Origin of the sequence: Planomicrobium sp. YIM 101495, from assembly GCF_009707665.1 — a bacterium.
Classification (GTDB): Bacteria; Bacillota; Bacilli; order Bacillales_A; family Planococcaceae; genus Planococcus.
In genome coordinates this window covers 1,722,752-1,740,531 of the sequence record NZ_WLZW01000001.1, presented here as the reverse complement: position 1 = coordinate 1,740,531, position 17,780 = coordinate 1,722,752, and the positions used below count along the sequence as shown (strand labels likewise).

Here is a 17,780-nt window from a genome sequence, read left to right as displayed (position 1 = left end):
GAGGTAGCTTCATCGGCCATCACCTAAGATGGCATCGATGTAGACTTCCGGGTGGAGCAACGTGTATGCGGCATTTTCCACGAAAGGCGCCCACAATTCGACACCCAGCCCGAGTGCGAGTGTGAGACCGACAAGAATGAGCGACGGCCACAAGATGCCTTTTCTCAGAACGGGCTGTTCATCCCGGCTGACGATCGTCTCGCCCCAGAAGCAGTCCTTGAAGATGCGTAACAGTGAATAGAGCACGAACAGGCTGGAGATCAAGCTGAGCGCAAGCAAGACATATGAACCGTTGTCGATCGCGCCTTCCGTGATGAAGACTTTACCGATGAACCCGCTAAGCGGAGGCACCCCGGCAAGCGTCAGCATGGAAATGAAGAATGTCCAGCCGAGCACGGGGTAGTTTTTCATCATCCCACTCATTTTTTCGATTTGGGCCGTGCCGGTCAACAATACCATCGTTCCGACGACCAGAAACAGGAGTGCCTTGGCGATCATGTCGTGCACCAAGTAATAGATGGCACCTTCCATTGCGTTCGGTGTCGCGATGGACAGTCCGACAAGGATGAAGCCGACCGAGATGATGACGTTGTATGCTGCGATCTTCCGGATGTCGTTGAAGGCGACAGCTCCGAGACTTCCACCGATGAGCGTCAACGCCGCCATGACGCCGATGATTGCCGACGTGATGTCCGGCTGATGGGGGAAGATCAGTGTGAAGACGCGGAACAAGGCATAGATCCCGACTTTCGTCAGCAGTGCACCGAACAATGCGGAAGTGACCGCAGGCGGCGCGCTGTACGAGCCTGGTAGCCAGAAGTACAGCAACAATCCGGCTTTCAGCGAGAAGACGATCAGGAAGACGATGCTGACGGTCGTCAAGATCGGCTCCTGGCCGTTCTCTGCGACACGCGCTGCGATATGCGCCATGTTCAAGCTCCCGATGGATCCGTATAGGAATGCCAGTGCGACGAGGAAGAACCATGACGATACGATATTGATGGAAACGTATTTGATCGCTTCCCGCAGCTGGCGCTTCGAACCGCCCAGCGTCAGCAATGCATAGGAAGACAAGAGCATGACTTCGAAGCAGACGAACAAGTTGAACATATCGCCTGTCATGAAGGAGCCGATTACACCGGCGTTCAAGAACAGGACGGATGGATAAAAGTAGAGCGTGACCATTTTACGTCCAGCTGCAACTGCTGCATAAAGCAGGCAGATGATCGTCACGATGGAAGTGGTGACGACGAGCAGCATGGAGAATGTATCCGCAACGAACAAGATGCCGAATGGTGGTTCCCATCCGCCGAAGTCGAGCCGCATGATGCCATTATTTTGGACATCGATCAGTAAGTAGATCGACAGCCCCGCAACAACGATCATGACAGCTAAGCTGATCAACGCCTGGAATCTTCCGTAGCTGCGGAAGAAAATAAGCGTGACACCGGCAAGGACAGGAAGTAGCATCGGCAAGATCAGCAGGTTATTCATCTTGCACCCCCCGCATCTCGTTCAGGTCGTCTGTCCCGAGATCTTGGTAAGCGCGGTAGGCAAGGACCAGGATGAAGGCCGTGACCGCAAAGGAAATGACGATCGCCGTCAGGATCAATGCTTGCGGAAGCGCATCGACGTATGTCTCTGCTTCTTCGCCGAGCAATGGGACATCACCGGTTTTCAAGTGGCCCATCGTCAAGATCAGCAAGTGGACAGCGTGCGACAAGATGGCAGTCCCCAAGATAAGGCGGATCACATTCCTGGATAAGATTAAGTAGATGGCGACGGCAGTCAGCACGCCCACCAACAAGATGATTAAGGTTTCCATTTATTTGATCCCTCACTTATGCTGAGAATAATGTTGACCACCACACCTACGACGGTAAGCGCGACGCCCGCTTCGAAAATCGTGACAGTGGCCAGCTCGGTTTTTCCGAAGATCGGCAAGTCGAAGTAGCCGAAGCTCTGGCTTAAAAAAGGCTGCCCGAAAAAGACGGGAACGAGGCCACTGACCATAGCAAGGAGCACGCCGAAAGCGGATAATTTCTTGAATGAGATTGGTACCCCTTCACTGACGGTTTCGACATCATACGTCAAGAACAGGAGGACGAAGGCGGAAGCGAGTACAAGACCGCCGATGAATCCGCCGCCCGGGCTATTATGCCCCGAGAAGAACAAGTAGATGCCAAAGGTGATGATGATCAAGACCACGGCTTTTGTGATGGTCTTTAAGATGACGTCATTGATTTTCATCAGAATCCGCCTCCTTTCCGACACGGTGGCGGATCAAAGAGAATACGCCGATCCCTGCAATAAACAGGACGAGCACTTCAAGCATGGTATCGAATGCACGGAAGTCACCAAGAATCGCGTTGACGATATTGTTTCCTCCAGCGAGTTCATAGGAATCCTCGAAGTAGCTTGAAACCGAATCGAACAAGTCCACACTGTTGACGGACAACGCGATCAGCGTCACCGTCAGGCCGCCTGCAATCGCAATGATGGCATTGAGCACTTTCGTCCTGCGCGGCGTGTATTCTTTTCGCCACTCCGGCAGGTAGTTGAAACAAACAAGGAACAGGACAGTCGTGACCGTTTCGATGACAAGCTGCGTCAACGCCAAGTCAGGTGCGCGGAACAGGACAAAGAAAATTGCGATGGAAAATCCAAGGACCCCGTTCAGTAAAATCGCACTCAAGCGGGATTTGGCGAATAGGATGGCGATGGCAGCACCGGCCATGACCAGGATGAGCATGATTTCATAGATGCTCGCTGGTTGATCGTTGGAACTGTCAAGGTTTAGCGCCCCGGTGAAGACGAGTGTAGCTCCCGCCAGCAATACGAAGAACCCGAAAATATAAGAGAAGTAATGCGGCAGATGTCCAGTCATATAAGTGGATGTCAGCCGGTTGGACGTTCCTTCAGTGAATGACAACGTCTTCGTGTACAAGTTATTGAATGACCAATTGGATGGCAGCAAGTTGTACACTTTCCCCCATCTCGGCAATAGGAGATAAAGGGCCGCGCCCAGGACAATGATTCCGACGGTCATGAAGAATTCCGGATTGAACCCGTGCCATGGGCCGATCGTGACGGCTGCATCCACACCAGGCACGATGCCAGCCGCTGCAGGCGCCAGCAGATTGTCCGCCAGCACGTTCGGGAAGAAGAATAACCCAAGGATCATGATCGACAGGATCGCTGGTGAAATGAGCATGCCGATATTTGGTTCAACCGGCGCGCGGTCCAGTCGTTTCGAATCGAATTTCCCGAAGAAGGTCTGGAAGACGATGATCATGCTGTAGACGAACGTCAAGACGCTTGCTGTCCAGGCGACGACCGGGATGAGCCAGCCGATGATATCTGCACCGAATGCCGGCATGGACATGACATTGACCGTAGCAGTCAAGAACATTTCTTTACTGAGGAAGCCGTTGAATAGTGGCAACCCAGCCATCGAGAAGCTTCCCACCACGGCGAAGACCATCGTCACCGGCAGGAACTTCGCAAGGCCGCCGAGGCGGCGCACATCACGTGTCCCGACTTGGTGGTCGACGATGCCGACGACCATGAACAGCAGGCCTTTGAACGTCGAGTGGTTGATCAGATGGAACAATGCAGCGAATGTAGCGAATCCGTAGATTGCCGCCGCATCGGCGATATCGAAATAAAGTGCTGCCGAACCCATGCCGAACAAGCTCATGATCAAACCGAGCTGGCTGATCGTGGAGTAGGCGAGAAGTGCCTTCAAGTCAGTTTGGCGGATGGCATTGAATGACCCCCAGAACAAGGTGATCAGTCCGACGATTGTGATGGTCCAGAACCAGGCAGCGGTCCCACCGAAGATCGGTGTGAAGCGGGCCACAAGGTAGATTCCAGCTTTCACCATCGTTGCTGAGTGCAAGTAAGCACTGACCGGTGTCGGCGCTTCCATCGCGTCCGGCAACCAGATGTGGAACGGGAATTGCGCGGACTTCGTGAATGCACCGAGCAGCACAAGGAACAAGGCCGGGTAGAAAAGTGCATGATCCGTATATTGCATGATATAGACGGCGATTTCCCTTACGCTGAATGTTCCTGTCATTGAGTGCAGCATCAAGAAGCCCGCAAGCATGGCGAAGCCGCCAGCGACAGTGATTAATAAGGACTTTTGTGCGCCGGAACGTGAATTCTTCCGGTGGTACCAGAAGGCGATCAGCAAGAATGAAGAGATGCTGGTCAGTTCCCAGAATACATACAGGACGAGCAGGTTATCAGATAACACTACGCCAAGCATCGCACCCATGAACAAAAGCAAATAAGCATAAAAATGAGGCAACGAATCAGTAGGGGATAAATAATAGATGGAATACAATGTGACGAGCGAGCCCATGCCAGTAATCAATAAGGCGAGGATTAAGCTAAGCCCATCCAAATAGGCGACGAAATTGATGCCGAGAGACGGGATCCAGTCAAGTGAGGCTGTAATCGTTTCATTTCCTGCAATCATCGGGATTTGCGATGCAAAGTACGTGAAAAGAATAATCGGGACTGTCAAGACGAACCAACCGAGGTTTAAGTTACCCAATCGCCTATATAAAAGCGGAATCAGGGCCGCCGCTAAAAATGGGATAAGAATGGCAACAATGAGTAAATGCACGTGAAGACCTCCTATACAAAAAAGAATGAGAAAAATGGCTGTAAAACATAGGCCTAAAGGATTGAAATGAAAAGAAAAACCTAAAGACTTGCTTCTTATATAAATACAGATACACTAAATTATACAGGAAACGATAGCTTCTATCACTTCTCAAGTTTTTAAAATGTTAAAAGAAAGCTGACGCTGCATAGATTCTTGTCGTTTTTTAATAAAACGCTTGCTATTTTTGGGAGTCAGCAGTATAATTTCATGGTTTATATAGATAACCCATGCAAAAACAAGCCCAGGAGGGGTAAAAGAAATGAAAAAAACAAGAGGACGTATGGATGAAAGCATACTAGTTTGTGTGTTTTACGGCCCCAATGGGGAACGTCTGATTAACCGAGGAAGCAAGTTGGCGTCCATGTTGGATTGTCCGCTTTACATTCTGACAGTCGATCCTCTTCCTTTTGATGAATTTGACGCAGAAAAATCATCCTATGTGGAACGTTGGAAAGAGCTGGCAGAAGAGCATGGTGCGGAAGAGTTCCTTCTCCGTGACAACGAAAAGCGCCCTGCTCCGAAGGTAATCGCAGAAGCTGCGCATCAATTCAATATTACTCAAATCGTCATCGGCCAGACTGCACGTAGCCGTTGGGAGGAAATTACGAAAGGTTCATTCATGAACCTGCTCCTGCGTGAAATTCCATTCGTGGATTTCCACGTCGTCTCTGTTGCGCGGTCTATTAAAGCCGCTGAAGAAGAGGAGTACGAAAAAGGGGTAAGATGCTACGTCGTGAAAGAGGATGAGCAATTTAAAATCAGCTTCACGCAGTCCAAAGATTGCCAATATGAAGGGATTTTCTTCAAGGAAATCGGAACGGACTTCAATAATGGGATCTTCAAATTCATGCACAGCAATAAGCTGTATCAATCAGAGGTCGAAGACGGGACGATCCAAAGTCCGGAATGGCTGTCGACTTGTGTGAAACAAGAAGCAATCAAGAAATAAAGCGTCATATATAAAAAGCTCTGTTTTGCCGGATACTCATCCGTGCGAAACAGAGCTTTTCCTATGTCTAGGCGCGGAGCGGGGAAATCAGGATGTCATCTTCCCGCAGTGCGCGGGTCAGCACTTCCGCAAACTGGAGGGCATGCTCCCCATCACCGTGCAGGCAGATAGTTTCTGCTGCGAGAGTGACATCGTCCTGTGTCAGCGTCCGGACCGTCCCATCACGGACAATGCTGAGGACTTGTGCGATGGAGTCCTCGGGAAGCGCGAGCAAAGCGCCTGGCTGGTCTCTCGGGGTTAATGAACCGTCCACCTGGTAGGAGCGGTCACAGAACGCCTCAGCTGCTGTTGTGAGGCCGATGGAATCGGCAGCTCGAATCGATTCACTTCCCGCGAGGCCATACAAAATCAGCGCGGGATCGAAGTCTTTCACAGCTCGGGCGATGGCATCAGCAAGTAGACGGTTTTTTGCTGCTTGGTTGTAGAGTGCGCCGTGCGGTTTGACGTGGTTCAATTTTCCGCCAGCGACTCGGACGAAACCGTGCAATGCGCCAATCTGGTACAGCGTCAATTCGTACGCTTCTTGTGGGGTGACGGGCATCGGGCGTCTGCCGAACCCTTCTAAGTCCTGGAAGCCGGGATGTGCTCCGATCGCGACACCTTTTTGCAGCGCCAGTTCCACGGTCTTCCGCATAACTGCGGCATTCCCTGCATGGAAGCCGCAAGCGATGTTGCAGGAAGAGACGTAGTCGAGGATCGCCGCGTCGCTGTCCATCTGGCTGATATCTTGCCATTCTCCCAGATCGCAATTCAAATCGATTTTCTTGTGCATCACGCGTTCCTCCTTTTCGTGAGAATTCCGGCTTTCAAATGCCGGAGCAGTCGTTCTTGGACAAACCATTCCTCCTGTGCCTGCTCCGTACTGATCAGTTCGAAGCGCACTTGCTGGCCGGGGCGGAGCTGGGCGGCCACGGGCAAGTCGACTGCTGCGATTTGACCGATCTTCGGGTAACCGCCCGTCGTCTGGCAATCCGCCATCAAGACGATCGGATTGCCGCTTGCAGGCACTTGGATGGTCCCTGGGATGACGGCTTCGGACAAGAGTTCCTGTGGCTTCTCGAGCGTGAGCGGGGGCCCGTCGAGACGATAGCCCATCCGGTCCGCTTCATTCGTAACGACAAACGGCTCGGTCGTGAGACGTTCATGGCTACCTGCTCCAAAAAGTGCATGATGTCTCCCTTTCAGCAAACGGATGATGGGATCCTCTGGACTGTCCGTTCTAAAGCAGGGAGAGACGTACCAATTTACCGCCTTCGTAGTTTTTGTGCTCCGGGATTCGCCAATCGACAGCTGGTCGCCTTTTCGTAACGCCCGGCCGCAAAATCCACCGATGCCGGCGCGCGTCAACGTAGACGCGCTATTCATTACGCTGGGGACTTGGATGCCGCCAGCTATCGCGAGATATGTGCGACAACCGGACTTCGGCATCCCAAAGCTAAGAACATCGCCTGCTTCGATCTGGACGGGACGCCACATAGGTGCGTCGGTACCGTTGATGGCAGGGGAAAGATCTGCGCCGCATAGTGCGATCTCTGCCGATTGTGCGAACAAGATTTCGGGTCCGTTCATGGTCACTTCGATGGCTGCACTGTTCTCGGGATTCCCGACAAGCAAATTGGCGATCCGGAATGCAGACGTGTCCATCGCACCACCACTGCTGATGCCGAAACGCCGCAGACCTGGCCGTCCGAGATCTTGGATGGTCGTGAACAATCCAGCTTTACGAATGATCAGCATGGCGCACCTCCAGTTCTTTGTAAGCTTCGAGACTTACCTCGGTAAATCGGATCCGGTCCCCGGCACGCAATAAAATCGGTTCTTCTTCGTGCGGCATGAAAAGGCGTTTCGGCGTACGACCGATCAATTGCCAACCGCCGGGTGTCGCGATCGGATACACGCCGGTCTGTCCGCCAGCGATGCCGACCGAGCGCTCCGGAATCGTGAGGCGCGGCGTCGTCCTGCGCGGAGCGGCAATTTCTCCAGCCATCCCTTCGAGAAAAGGGAAGCCGGGGGAGAAGCCGATCATGGCGACCGTGTAAAGGGCCTTCGTGTGATAGGCAATGACTTGCTTCTCCGTCAAGCGGTTATGCCGGGCGACAAAGGCCAGGTCCGGCCCGAAGCTGCCGCCATAGCAGACTGGAATCTCGATGGTGCGTGGAGGAGCTTCCAGTGCCGAGTCGATGCGGGAAAAAAGGGCTTCCAGTTCGGCTTTGATGGCTTTGTATGGAGAATGTTCTTGCTCCGCGAAGGCAAATGGCTGATAGAAAACAGCGATTGTCGCATAGGCCGGGACGCACTCAAGGAACCAGGACGGTGCCTGCTGTTCGAGCAAGGCGCAATATCGACGGATGACAGAGGAGAGGTTTTGTTCCCCTGTCAATTCGACGAGTATTGCATGCTCCCCAAATGGATGATAAGAATGTCTCATATTAAAACTCCTTTTTTGCGATAATTTCTTTCTACTATATAAATGAGATAAACCGTTCACTGGTAAACGGAAGAAAAAGGAAAGAGAAGGGAACTGAAAATATCGTTTTAATATTTTTTTCACTTTTTGTACACAAATGAGATAATAAAATAATTCTACCAAAACATTATCGTTGCATATTTCCTTATATCACTGTATATTTTAAATAGTTAGAAAATATAATCTTAAAGGAGTACGCGCATTATGAATGATTTATCGAAAAAATTAAAAGAGTTGCGGGAGCAGAAAGGCCTTTCACCGGAGCAGTTGGCTGCAGAGTTAGGGCTTGCCAAAAGTACCGTTTGGGCTTATGAAGGTGGAAAGAAACAAGTGTCAGTAGACCATTTGTCCCGCCTCGCCGACTTTTTTGATACCTCGACCGATTTTTTACTGGATCGCACAAACCGGACGGTCGACCTTAATCTTCAAAATTTAGTTGAAACAAGCGAATATAAATTATGGATCGGTGATCAGCCGATGAATCGAAAAGAGCTTGAAGAAGCTGCATCGTATATTCAAGTGAAGCGTCGTATGGGAAACTTTGGAGCGGCAACAACATGAAAGACTTAAAGGACTAATTCGGGTTCGCGCCGAGTTTGTCCTTTTTTATTTCTGTTTTCGTTTAGACAAAACTGCTGAGGGAAAAGAACTGCAATAAGAAAATTGAGGAGGAGCATAATCTATGAGCAAAACAATTTTCATTACAGGTGCAGGAAGCGGACTCGGGAAAGGAGCAGCAATCGGGTTGGCGAAAAAAGGGCATCACGTTTTGGCGGCGGTGGAAAGCGCGCCGCAAGTGACATCACTCCGCGAAGAAGCGGAGTCGGCCGGAGTCGAGCTAGAAGTATTCAAGATGGACATTACGAACCCGCAGGATGTGGCGCAGATGCTCGAGTATGATTTCGATATCTTTGTCGCGAACGCAGCGATCAACGAAGGCGGACCACTTGCGGAAGTGCCGATGGCGAATTTCCGCAAATTGTTCGAAGTGAACGTCTTCAGCACGTTGGAAACGGCGCAGATCGCTGCACGTAAATTTGTGGAAAAAGGGAGCGGCAAGATCATCTTCCTATCTTCTATGGCCGGGATCATGTCCACTCCTTACGTTGGCCCTTATACAGCGACCAAGCACACAATCGAAGCGATCGCAAAAACGATGCGCAAGGAGATGGAGAGTTTCGGTGTGCAAGTCGCAACCATCAATCCAGGTGCTTATGCAACCGGCTTCAATGACCGCAGTGCAGAGGCTAAATGGAAATGGTTCGATGACAAGATCCATTTCACCGACAAGAAGGAGATGGAACAGGCGGACGCCGCGCTCGAAGATCAATTCGATCCACAGGACATGATCGATAAGATGGTCGAGGTCATCCCGATGGATTCACATCCGTTCCGCACCGCTCATCCTCCAGAAACGGAGCAGCAAATGAAAGAGGAAGAAGCGAAACAATGGGAACTGGATATTTGAATATGGCAGTTGGAGGAATGTTTCCTATACAGTCTGAAAAGCCGACGGACCACGTTTGTGGACCGTCGGTTTTTTAGGTATGGAATAATGCTGGAACAACCGCACCGGAAGCGATCGAATTCGAAGAAAAGAACCCGGAGATATGGTAAGCTAATCGGTACGAAAAGAAAGAGGGAGTGTGTGGGTTTGCTCGAAAAAGCGCAAGGGATTTTGCAGAAGTATTTTGGTTACGAGCAGTTTCGCATGGGACAGGAGCAGGCGATGTCACATGTTTTCGCGGGGAATAATGCGATTTGTGTCATGCCGACCGGCGGAGGGAAGTCGCTGTGCTATCAGATTCCGGCTCTTGCGATGGAAGGAACGACCATCGTCGTGTCGCCGCTCATTTCGTTGATGAAAGACCAAGTGGACAGCTTGCTGCAAGCGGGTGTCCCGGCGGCGTATATCAACAGTTCGCTCGGCTTCGATGAAATGCGGGAAGTGTTGCATGACGTCCAGCAAGGCGTGATCAAATTGCTGTATATCGCGCCGGAGCGGTTGGATTCCGAGATATTCCTCGATGGTCTAAAAGGAGTCCATGTACCGCTGATTGCAGTGGATGAAGCGCACTGTATATCGCATTGGGGACATGACTTCCGGCCGAGCTACCGCTTGATCAGCCGGATGCTGGAGTGGTTTCCGGACCGTCCGGCGGTGCTTGCACTGACAGCGACTGCGACACCGCAAGTGCGGGATGACATTTGCCGGATTCTTGATATTTCCGAAGAACACACGGTCATGACCGGATTCGAGCGCAGCAACTTGAAGTTTTCGGTCGTCCAGGGACAGGACCGGGCGCGCTTTGTCCGGGAGTACGTCCAGAAGAATGACAAGGAAGCGGGAATCATTTACGCGGCGACGCGTAAGACGGTAGACGCGATTTACGATGCACTGATCAAAAAAGGTGTCAGCGCTGCGAAATACCACGCGGGGATGCCGGATTGGGAACGGAAGAAAGAACAGGACCGTTTCCTGACGGATGAAGCTTCCGTGATGGTCGCGACGAACGCATTCGGCATGGGCATCGACAAGTCGAACATCCGCTACGTCATCCACTACCAATTGCCGAAGAATATGGAGAGCTATTACCAGGAAGCGGGCCGTGCAGGGCGGGATGGACTCCCTAGTGAATGTGTTGTACTGTATGCCTCGCAAGACGTGCAGACGCAGCGTTTTCTCATCGACCAATCCCAAGACCCCGGACGCATTCCGGAAGAGCTGAAGAAATTGCAGGGGATGGTCGACTATTGCCATACCGAAAACTGCTTGCAGCAATTCATCATCCACTATTTCGGTGACATGGAGGCAGAGCCATGCGGACGTTGTGGCAACTGCCTTGATGAGCGTGAAAGCCAGGATGTCACGAAAGAAGCGCAAATGATTCTTTCTTGTGTGGTCCGGATGGGGCAAAAGTTCGGCAAAGCGCTCACTGCACAAGTCCTGACAGGTTCACGGAACAAAAAAGTCATCGAATTCGGATTTGACCGGCTTTCGACATATGGCATCCTGAAGCATCATAGTGCCAAGGAAGTCTCGAATCTCATCGAGTTCATGATTTCCCAAGATTTGTTGGCGGTCGCACAAGGCCAGTTCCCGACGATCTTCGTCGCAGAAGGCGGCAAGGAAGTCCTGCTCGGAAAACGGCAAGTGAAACGGAAAGGTGCGGTCATCACGAAACAGATTTCAGAAGGTGATCCACTGTTCGAAGCACTGCGCAAAGTCCGTAAAAGCTTGGCAGATGCTGCTGGTGTCCCGCCATTCGTCATTTTTTCCGACAAGACGTTGCTTGATATGTGCGCGCGCCGGCCAAAAAATGAAGAAGAGCTGCTGGAAGTTACTGGTGTCGGTGTCAGCAAGCTCGAGAAGTACGGAGGATCTTTCCTGGAAGCATTAGAAGCATTCGAAAGACAGGAAGAAGCGCCACAGAACTGAACAAAACCAAGAATCCCGCACGGCTGTGAGAATTCTCATTGCTGCGCGGGATTTTTTATTTTTTGGTGTTTTCAGCCAAGGAAGTTTAAAAGAAGGCAATTAAGTCAATAATAAAGACACGGTGATTATTAAGAAGGAGTGGTAGAAAATGGCTAGAAATTCAGGTGGAATGATCGGAAAATTGGCGTTGCTCGGCATCGGTGTTGCAATCGGCACGGCCATGTCACAGAAGAAAGTGGACTCGAATGGCCAAGCGCAAGGAAGCAACTTTAAAGAGAATTTGACGAAAGGGCTGGATTCCTTGAATGAACAGACGGGCGGCATGGTCGACAAAGTGAAGCCGGGCGTCACGAAGGCGATGGATAAAGTAAAAGACGTCATCGATAACCAGCAGAAGATGATGAGCAAGGAGAGGGACATGATCGACGATGCACAGGATGCCATGAACAAAACAGACAGTGGTTCCGGTAGTTCAAGCTCAAATTCGAAATCCGGGAGCACTGGAAGTGCAGGCTCCAATTCCTCGGAAGTCGCGCCTGATACGGATAAGCCGAGTGCAGGAATATACGGTGGAAGCACGGAGTACACTGAGTCATTGAAGAAGAACCTATCGGATGATGCATCTTCCGATAAGACATTCGACAAATAGAAGTGAAGAATAAAAACGACGCCCTTGGCCCGGGAAGTCGTTTTTTATTGCCTAAAAGCTTTGGAAATCGAATTTAACATTTTGGAGCTAGATGATTAGGCATTTGAAAGAGATGCATGTATAGTTATTGTATAACTATTGAAGATAGAGGTGGAAGCAATGGAAAAGCGGATGATTGTAATAGGAGCCGGTCCTGGTGGGCTAGCGGCAGCGATGTTGCTGGCTGCAGAAGGATATACAGTAGATGTCTACGAAAAGAACAGCAATGTTGGCGGGCGCAATGCAAAGCTGCAACTGGGAGAGTTCAGCTTTGACACAGGCCCGACGTTCCTCAGCATGATCCATATTGTGGAGGAGCTGTTCGAAGCGGCGGGACGCAAGCTGGAGGATTACATGCAGCCGATCAGAGTGGATCCATTGTATGAATTGATTTTCGATGAGCAGAAGTTGATGATGACGGGCGATCCGAAACGGATGAAGGCACAGATCGATGAGCAGTTCGAAGGGGACGGAGAAGGGTATGAGCGGTTCATGGTCGAATCAGACAAGAAGATGAATGCGCTCGCGCCGATCCTGCAATCGAATATGAGCAGCTTCAAAGACTTGCTTCAGCCGAAAGTCATCAAGGCATTGCCGGAGTTGGAACTCGGCAAGACATTATATGATGTCCTGTCCCGCTATTTCAAAGACGAGCGATTGAAGATGGCATTCGCCTTCCAGTCGAAGTATTTGGGCATGTCACCGTGGGAGTGTCCGGGAGCGTTCTCGATTCTTTCTTATATGGAACATGCTTATGGCATCTACCACCCGGTCGGCGGAGTCAATCAATTGTCCGAATCGATGGCGAAAGTGGTCAAGGAGCTTGGCGGCCGCATCCATCTGAATTCGGGAGTCGAGAAACTGTGGATCGAAAACAAAGCGGTCAAAGGCATCATATTGGAAGATGGTGAACAAGTCGCGGCAGATGAAGTCGTCGTCAATGGCGATTTTGCGCACGTCATGACGCGTCTTGTCGAACCTGGCATCCTTAAGAAATATTCAACCGAAAAACTGGAGAAGAAGAAATATTCCTGCTCGACCTTCATGCTTTATCTCGGCCTCGACAAGAAATATGATTTGCCTCACCATTCCGTCGTATTCTCGAAAGACTACAAGCGGAACGTAGAGGAAATAACGAATGGCCGTGTTTTGTCGGCGGATCCGTCGATCTATATCCAGAATGCGAGCGTTACAGATCCGACGCTCGCGCCGGAAGGGAAGTCGACGCTTTATATTTTAGCCCCGGTCCCGAACAACTTCAGTGAAATCGGCTGGGACAACGAGCAGGAAGCATTCCGTGAACTCGTCCTCGACATCATCGAAGAGAAAACGGAGTTCAAAGGATTGCGTAATCATATCGAGATCGAGAAGATGTTGACGCCGATTGGATGGCAGGAGGATTACGCCGTCTACAAAGGAGCGACTTTCAACCTTGGCCACCAACTGACGCAGATGATGATGTTCCGGCCGCATAACCAATTCGAGGAGCTTGACAACTGCTGGCTCGTCGGAGGCGGGACGCATCCTGGCAGCGGATTGCCGACCATCCTGGAATCGGCGCGCATCACGGTCAATACGATCTTGAAACGAGAAGGGAAGCAGACGATCCCGGTTTCACCGCTTCCGGAATTGGAGGGATTTGCATGAAGATCGCCATTATCGGAGGCGGCGTCGGCGGATTGATGAGCGCCCTATACTTAACGAAGCAAGGACACGAAATAGTTCTTTACGAAAAAGAGCATAAGGTAGGAGGAAGACTGACCTTTGTCGAATATGGTGAGTACCGGATCGACGAAGGCCCGACGATCGTATTGCTCCCGCGTATGTTCCAGGATCTGCTGTCACAGGCAGGCATCTCGCCTGATCGCTATGAACTGCTGCTTTGTGACCCACTTTACACGATCCGTTATCCGGATGGCACCGTCTATACGAAGTATCCGGATGCAGCGCGTCAGGCGGATGAGGTGGAGCGGGTCTTTCCGGGAGAACGGGAAGGATTCCTGAAGTTCATGGAAGAGGGCAAGTCCCGCTTTGCGATCGGCAAGTCGGCGTTTCTGGAAAATGCGTTCGTCCGGAAAGCGGACTTCTGGACGTTCCAGAATATCCGCAATTTACTGGAGCTGAAGCCGCAGTGGACCGTGAAGAAATTGATGGCACAGTATTTCCGCGATGAGCGGTTGCGGCTGGCGTATACGCTGCAGGCGCTGTACATCGGTGGGGATCCATTCAACGCACCGGCGATGTATTCGCTCGTTCCGTTCAGTGAACATGAGCATGGCGTGCATTATTTGAGGGGCGGGTATGGGAGCCTCATTCCGCTGCTCGCAGAGGAATTGCAGGCACGGCCTGGAACTGAGATCCGCTTGAATACACCAGTTGAACAGTTGGTCATCGAAGAAGGCCGCGCGACAGGTGTCAAAACTGCAGCAGGCACGGAATCATTCGATGCAGTTCTCTTCAACGGCGAGTTCCCGTCGATCGGCTCCATTTTACCGTCCCGGAAAATCAAGGATTTCGAAGCATCGTCGGGCTGTGTGCTCGTGTACTTAGGACTCGACCGTATTTATCATGACGTCAATGTCCACCAGTTCTTCATCGGCAGTGATTATGAAAAACATATGAAGCAAGTCTTCCAGACGAAAGAAAAACCGGACGACCCGGCTTTCTATACATTCCACCCATCGATCATCGACGACTCACTGGCACCTCCAGGGAAAGGCGTCTTATATATGCTGATCCCGGTGCCATCGGGATCGGACGTGAAATGGGGCGATGAACGAGAGTGGCTAGATGCGATCTTGGAGCGTGCAGAAGCGTTGTCATTCCCAGGACTCAAGGAAGCGACGGAATGGATGGAAGTGCGTACGCCGACAGAAGCGGAAGCATTCGGCCTCTTCAAAGGCGGGAGTTTCGGCATCGGACCGACCTTGTTCCAATCGGGTGTATTCCGCCCGCAAGTCAAGCCTTTCCCGATTGATGGCCTGTATGCGGCCGGAGCATCCATCCACCCGGGCGGCGGGATTCCGATCGTCATGCAAGGCGCCAAGCTGGCGGCGGAGCAAATGGCCAAGGATTTCAAAAAAGAAGGGAGCAACCGTTATGAACGTCAAGCAAGCATATGACGCATGCGAACGAGTGATCGCCAAGAATTCGAGAAGTTTCCATAAGACTTTCGCTTTGTTGCCATCCGACAAACGGAAAGCGGTCTGGGCTGTCTACACGTTCTGCCGTACGGCGGACGACATCGTGGATGAGGGGCATGCCCCGCACGAGGAGCTGCCACGCTTCAGACAGGAATTCCGTGCATTTCTTGCTGGAGACTTCGATCGCACGAACGCGATGTGGGTCGCGCTCGATGATGCGTTCCAGCGGTACGACATGGATGAAGAACCATTCCTCTTGCAGCTTGAAGGACAGGAAATGGACTTGGTGAAGCATCGCTATGAAACGATGGACGACTTGCTGGGATATTGCTTCCATGTCGCCAGTACGGTGGGCTTGATGTTATTGCCGATTCTTGCTCCAGGAAAGAAAGAAGTTTTGGTGGACGGAGCGGTCGCGCTTGGCTATGGTATGCAATTGACGAATATCCTGCGTGACATCGGCCACGACTTGAGCATCGGCCGCATTTATCTCCCGGCGGACTTGATGGCGAAGCACGGAGTCACGGAAGCGAGCCTTAGGTGCCGTGTAGTGGACGATTCATTCATTGCGCTCTGGGAAGAGCTGGCAGGAATGGCAGAAAGCTATTACAAGGAATCATTCAAGACGATCAATCAGTATCCACTGTCTTCGCGGATGCCGGTCGAGGGCTCCGGACTTGTGTACCGCGAAATCCTATCAGCGATCCGCAAGAAGCATTACGACGTATTCGAGCGGAAGCATTTCGTTCCGGACGCTTCGAAGCAAGCGATCCTCTCCGCATTGATCTGATACAAAAAATAACTTACCCAGAAAAAAGCGTCCCGATTCGCTCGGGACGCTTTTTTCTGTCTTCATTTCGTTTCTGCGATAATCCGTCGAGCCAGGTTCTGGCCGCTCATGACGACCATCGGGGAACCGCCGCCCGGATGTGTGCTGCCGCCGGTGAAATACAGGTCCCGGATATCTTTTGCGGCATTGCCGGGGCGCAGGAAGGCATCTTTCTTCCGGTGGGAAGAAGGGCCGTACAAAGCGCCGCGATATGCGTGGAAATGATCTTTGATGAACGCCGGTGTGAAAATCGCTTCTTCCACAAGGTGGCTGCGGATATCGATGCCGTAAGTTTCGAGCAGATCATACAGCCGCTCTTTATAAGCTTCCGGCTCAAGCTGCAACTTCCCTTCCGGCGTGAGCGCGGGTGCATTTGCCAAGATGAACAGGTTGTCCCCGGTAGGCGAGACGTTGGGATCGGTATAAGAAGAGTTGCTGATGTAGATGGTCGGCTCCTCGCTATAACGGCGGTGCTGAAACAGATCCTCGAACTCTTGGGCATAGTCGCCGGAGAAAAAGACGTTATGATGCCGTAACGCATCGAGACGGGTATTGAGCCCGGCAGTCACGACGAACGCCGAAATGGACGGTTCGTAACTTGATGCCTTCGCATCGGTGAAAGAAGGGCGATGCCGGGCATCGACGAGGGCGGGGAAAGTGCTCAGTAAATCGCCGTTCAAGATGACGATGTCCGCTTCCACGGTCGTCCCGTCTGCGAGCTCGACGCCTTCCGTTTTGCCTTCGTTGACGGTGATCCGTTTGACTGCTGTGGAATGTCTCAGTACTGCCCCTTTCTTACGTGCGACTGCCGCAAACCCTTCCGCAATGGTAATGTTGCCCTTTTCTGCGTAATAAACGCCTTGCACAAGCTCCAAGTAGGCGATCATGGCGAATGTCGCCGGTGCTTTGTACGGGGACGAGCCGACGTAAGTGGCGTAACGATCGAGTGCCTGGCGCATATGTGGATCGCGGAAATACTTGCCGAAAAAGCTGTGCATCGTCTGGAGCGGCCGGACTTGCAGCATCGCACGTCCGAGTGACGGCGAGACATAATCGCGCCAGGACTGGAAGACCGTCGGAAAGAAATATGTTTCCGATAGCCCATAAAGCCGTGTGATTTCTTTGATGAATGCATCGTAGCGTTCCGCATCTGCCGGCGCATGCGTTTGAAGCTGCTTTCTCATGGCCTCGGGGTCTGACAGGAAATCGATTGCCGTTCCGTCGGGGAAATGGTTGCGCGTATGCGTATCGAGCTTGATCAGCCGGATGTAATCTTCCGCACGTTCTCCGACCCCTTCGAAAACCCCTTTGAACACTTGGGGCATCGTAATCGTATTCGGCCCGAAATCAAAATGATGATCCCCAAGCTTCACCGGCATGAGCTTGCCGCCGAAATGGTCGTTCTGTTCGAACAGCGTGACGTCGAACCCGGCATGTGCAAGCGGAATTGCCGCAGCGAGTCCGCCAAGCCCGCCACCGATGATGACAACTTTCTTCATGGAATTGCTCGTTTCACCAGCTCATCAG

General features: G+C 51.7%; 16 protein-coding genes. 8 read left to right on the top strand and 8 right to left on the bottom strand.

The window, feature by feature from the left end:
• Positions 1 to 9 precede the first annotated feature (9 nt).
• The 4 genes from GIW82_RS08465 to GIW82_RS08450 are packed head-to-tail and all read right to left on the bottom strand — an operon-like array spanning position 10 to position 4,636.
• Positions 10 to 1,494: a Na+/H+ antiporter subunit D gene (locus GIW82_RS08465; protein ID WP_154749396.1), complete on the bottom strand. Its 1,485-nt coding sequence runs from the start codon at positions 1,492 to 1,494 to the stop codon at positions 10 to 12.
• Positions 1,487 to 1,825 carry a Na(+)/H(+) antiporter subunit C gene (locus GIW82_RS08460; RefSeq protein ID WP_154749395.1) on the bottom strand — a complete coding sequence of 113 codons (339 nt, stop codon included), beginning with the start codon at positions 1,823 to 1,825 and terminating at the stop codon, positions 1,487 to 1,489. The genes GIW82_RS08465 and GIW82_RS08460 overlap by 8 nt, the downstream gene beginning before the upstream one ends.
• Positions 1,813 to 2,250, bottom strand: coding sequence for a Na(+)/H(+) antiporter subunit B (locus tag GIW82_RS08455; protein WP_154749394.1), 438 nt, complete (start codon positions 2,248 to 2,250; stop codon positions 1,813 to 1,815). The genes GIW82_RS08460 and GIW82_RS08455 overlap by 13 nt, the downstream gene beginning before the upstream one ends.
• Positions 2,237 to 4,636, bottom strand: a complete 2,400-nt coding sequence (locus tag GIW82_RS08450) for a Na+/H+ antiporter subunit A (protein ID WP_370456141.1) — start codon at positions 4,634 to 4,636, stop codon at positions 2,237 to 2,239. Before GIW82_RS08450 ends, GIW82_RS08455 begins: the two co-directional genes overlap by 14 nt.
• Positions 4,637 to 4,937: 301 nt before the next feature.
• Between GIW82_RS08450 and GIW82_RS08445 the strand changes: the two genes are divergently transcribed.
• On the top strand, positions 4,938 to 5,627 hold the full coding sequence (locus tag GIW82_RS08445) for a universal stress protein (RefSeq protein ID WP_154749393.1): 690 nt from the start codon (positions 4,938 to 4,940) through the stop codon (positions 5,625 to 5,627).
• A 67-nt stretch (positions 5,628 to 5,694) separates the two neighbouring features.
• Here GIW82_RS08445 and GIW82_RS08440 read toward each other — a convergent pair whose 3' ends face one another.
• The 3 genes from GIW82_RS08440 to pxpB are packed head-to-tail and all read right to left on the bottom strand — an operon-like array spanning position 5,695 to position 8,115.
• Positions 5,695 to 6,459 carry a 5-oxoprolinase subunit PxpA gene (locus tag GIW82_RS08440; RefSeq protein WP_154749392.1) on the bottom strand — a complete coding sequence of 255 codons (765 nt, stop codon included), beginning with the start codon at positions 6,457 to 6,459 and terminating at the stop codon, positions 5,695 to 5,697.
• Positions 6,459 to 7,424: a 5-oxoprolinase subunit C family protein gene (locus GIW82_RS08435; protein ID WP_154749391.1), complete on the bottom strand. Its 966-nt coding sequence runs from the start codon at positions 7,422 to 7,424 to the stop codon at positions 6,459 to 6,461. The genes GIW82_RS08440 and GIW82_RS08435 overlap by 1 nt, the downstream gene beginning before the upstream one ends.
• Complete coding sequence (gene pxpB, locus GIW82_RS08430) at positions 7,408 to 8,115, bottom strand: 5-oxoprolinase subunit PxpB (protein ID WP_154749390.1); 708 nt, start codon at positions 8,113 to 8,115, stop codon at positions 7,408 to 7,410. Before pxpB ends, GIW82_RS08435 begins: the two co-directional genes overlap by 17 nt.
• 243 nt (positions 8,116 to 8,358) lie before the next feature.
• Here pxpB and GIW82_RS08425 point away from each other — a divergent pair, with 243 nt between their 5' ends.
• From GIW82_RS08425 to GIW82_RS08395, 7 genes are all read left to right on the top strand, one after another.
• Positions 8,359 to 8,715, top strand: a complete 357-nt coding sequence (locus GIW82_RS08425) for a helix-turn-helix domain-containing protein (protein WP_154749389.1) — start codon at positions 8,359 to 8,361, stop codon at positions 8,713 to 8,715.
• A 121-nt stretch (positions 8,716 to 8,836) separates the two neighbouring features.
• Positions 8,837 to 9,622, top strand: a complete 786-nt coding sequence (locus tag GIW82_RS08420; RefSeq protein WP_154749388.1) for an SDR family oxidoreductase — start codon at positions 8,837 to 8,839, stop codon at positions 9,620 to 9,622.
• Between the two features lie 186 nt (positions 9,623 to 9,808).
• Positions 9,809 to 11,593 carry a DNA helicase RecQ gene (gene recQ / locus GIW82_RS08415; RefSeq protein WP_154749667.1) on the top strand — a complete coding sequence of 595 codons (1,785 nt, stop codon included), beginning with the start codon at positions 9,809 to 9,811 and terminating at the stop codon, positions 11,591 to 11,593.
• Between the two features lie 148 nt (positions 11,594 to 11,741).
• Positions 11,742 to 12,242: a hypothetical protein gene (locus tag GIW82_RS08410; protein WP_154749387.1), complete on the top strand. Its 501-nt coding sequence runs from the start codon at positions 11,742 to 11,744 to the stop codon at positions 12,240 to 12,242.
• Between the two features lie 159 nt (positions 12,243 to 12,401).
• Positions 12,402 to 13,928 carry a phytoene desaturase family protein gene (locus tag GIW82_RS08405; RefSeq protein WP_154749386.1) on the top strand — a complete coding sequence of 509 codons (1,527 nt, stop codon included), beginning with the start codon at positions 12,402 to 12,404 and terminating at the stop codon, positions 13,926 to 13,928.
• Positions 13,925 to 15,403, top strand: coding sequence for a phytoene desaturase family protein (locus GIW82_RS08400; protein WP_154749385.1), 1,479 nt, complete (start codon positions 13,925 to 13,927; stop codon positions 15,401 to 15,403). The genes GIW82_RS08405 and GIW82_RS08400 overlap by 4 nt, the downstream gene beginning before the upstream one ends.
• Positions 15,381 to 16,214 (top strand): phytoene/squalene synthase family protein, encoded by an 834-nt coding sequence (locus GIW82_RS08395; RefSeq protein WP_154749384.1) that lies wholly within the window; start codon positions 15,381 to 15,383, stop codon positions 16,212 to 16,214. The genes GIW82_RS08400 and GIW82_RS08395 overlap by 23 nt, the downstream gene beginning before the upstream one ends.
• Positions 16,215 to 16,276: 62 nt before the next feature.
• Here the strand turns inward: GIW82_RS08395 and GIW82_RS08390 are convergent, their stop codons facing one another.
• Positions 16,277 to 17,752, bottom strand: a complete 1,476-nt coding sequence (locus GIW82_RS08390; protein WP_154749383.1) for a phytoene desaturase family protein — start codon at positions 17,750 to 17,752, stop codon at positions 16,277 to 16,279.
• Between the last annotated feature and the right edge of the window lie 28 nt (positions 17,753 to 17,780).

Excerpts from the sequence above, each read along its gene's own strand:
- GIW82_RS08405 (WP_154749386.1), top strand. The coding sequence starts at position 12,402 with ATGGAAAAGCGGATGATTGTAATAGGAGCCGGTCCTGGTGGGCTAGCG.
- pxpB (WP_154749390.1), bottom strand. The coding sequence starts at position 8,115 with ATGAGACATTCTTATCATCCATTTGGGGAGCATGCAATACTCGTCGAA.
- GIW82_RS08440 (WP_154749392.1), bottom strand. The coding sequence starts at position 6,459 with ATGCACAAGAAAATCGATTTGAATTGCGATCTGGGAGAATGGCAAGAT.
- GIW82_RS08465 (WP_154749396.1), bottom strand. The coding sequence starts at position 1,494 with ATGAATAACCTGCTGATCTTGCCGATGCTACTTCCTGTCCTTGCCGGT.
- GIW82_RS08395 (WP_154749384.1), top strand. The coding sequence starts at position 15,381 with ATGAACGTCAAGCAAGCATATGACGCATGCGAACGAGTGATCGCCAAG.
- GIW82_RS08420 (WP_154749388.1), top strand. The coding sequence starts at position 8,837 with ATGAGCAAAACAATTTTCATTACAGGTGCAGGAAGCGGACTCGGGAAA.
- GIW82_RS08455 (WP_154749394.1), bottom strand. The coding sequence starts at position 2,250 with ATGAAAATCAATGACGTCATCTTAAAGACCATCACAAAAGCCGTGGTC.
- GIW82_RS08425 (WP_154749389.1), top strand. The coding sequence starts at position 8,359 with ATGAATGATTTATCGAAAAAATTAAAAGAGTTGCGGGAGCAGAAAGGC.
- GIW82_RS08410 (WP_154749387.1), top strand. The coding sequence starts at position 11,742 with ATGGCTAGAAATTCAGGTGGAATGATCGGAAAATTGGCGTTGCTCGGC.
- GIW82_RS08460 (WP_154749395.1), bottom strand. The coding sequence starts at position 1,825 with ATGGAAACCTTAATCATCTTGTTGGTGGGCGTGCTGACTGCCGTCGCC.
- GIW82_RS08445 (WP_154749393.1), top strand. The coding sequence starts at position 4,938 with ATGAAAAAAACAAGAGGACGTATGGATGAAAGCATACTAGTTTGTGTG.
- GIW82_RS08435 (WP_154749391.1), bottom strand. The coding sequence starts at position 7,424 with ATGCTGATCATTCGTAAAGCTGGATTGTTCACGACCATCCAAGATCTC.
- GIW82_RS08390 (WP_154749383.1), bottom strand. The coding sequence starts at position 17,752 with ATGAAGAAAGTTGTCATCATCGGTGGCGGGCTTGGCGGACTCGCTGCG.
- GIW82_RS08400 (WP_154749385.1), top strand. The coding sequence starts at position 13,925 with ATGAAGATCGCCATTATCGGAGGCGGCGTCGGCGGATTGATGAGCGCC.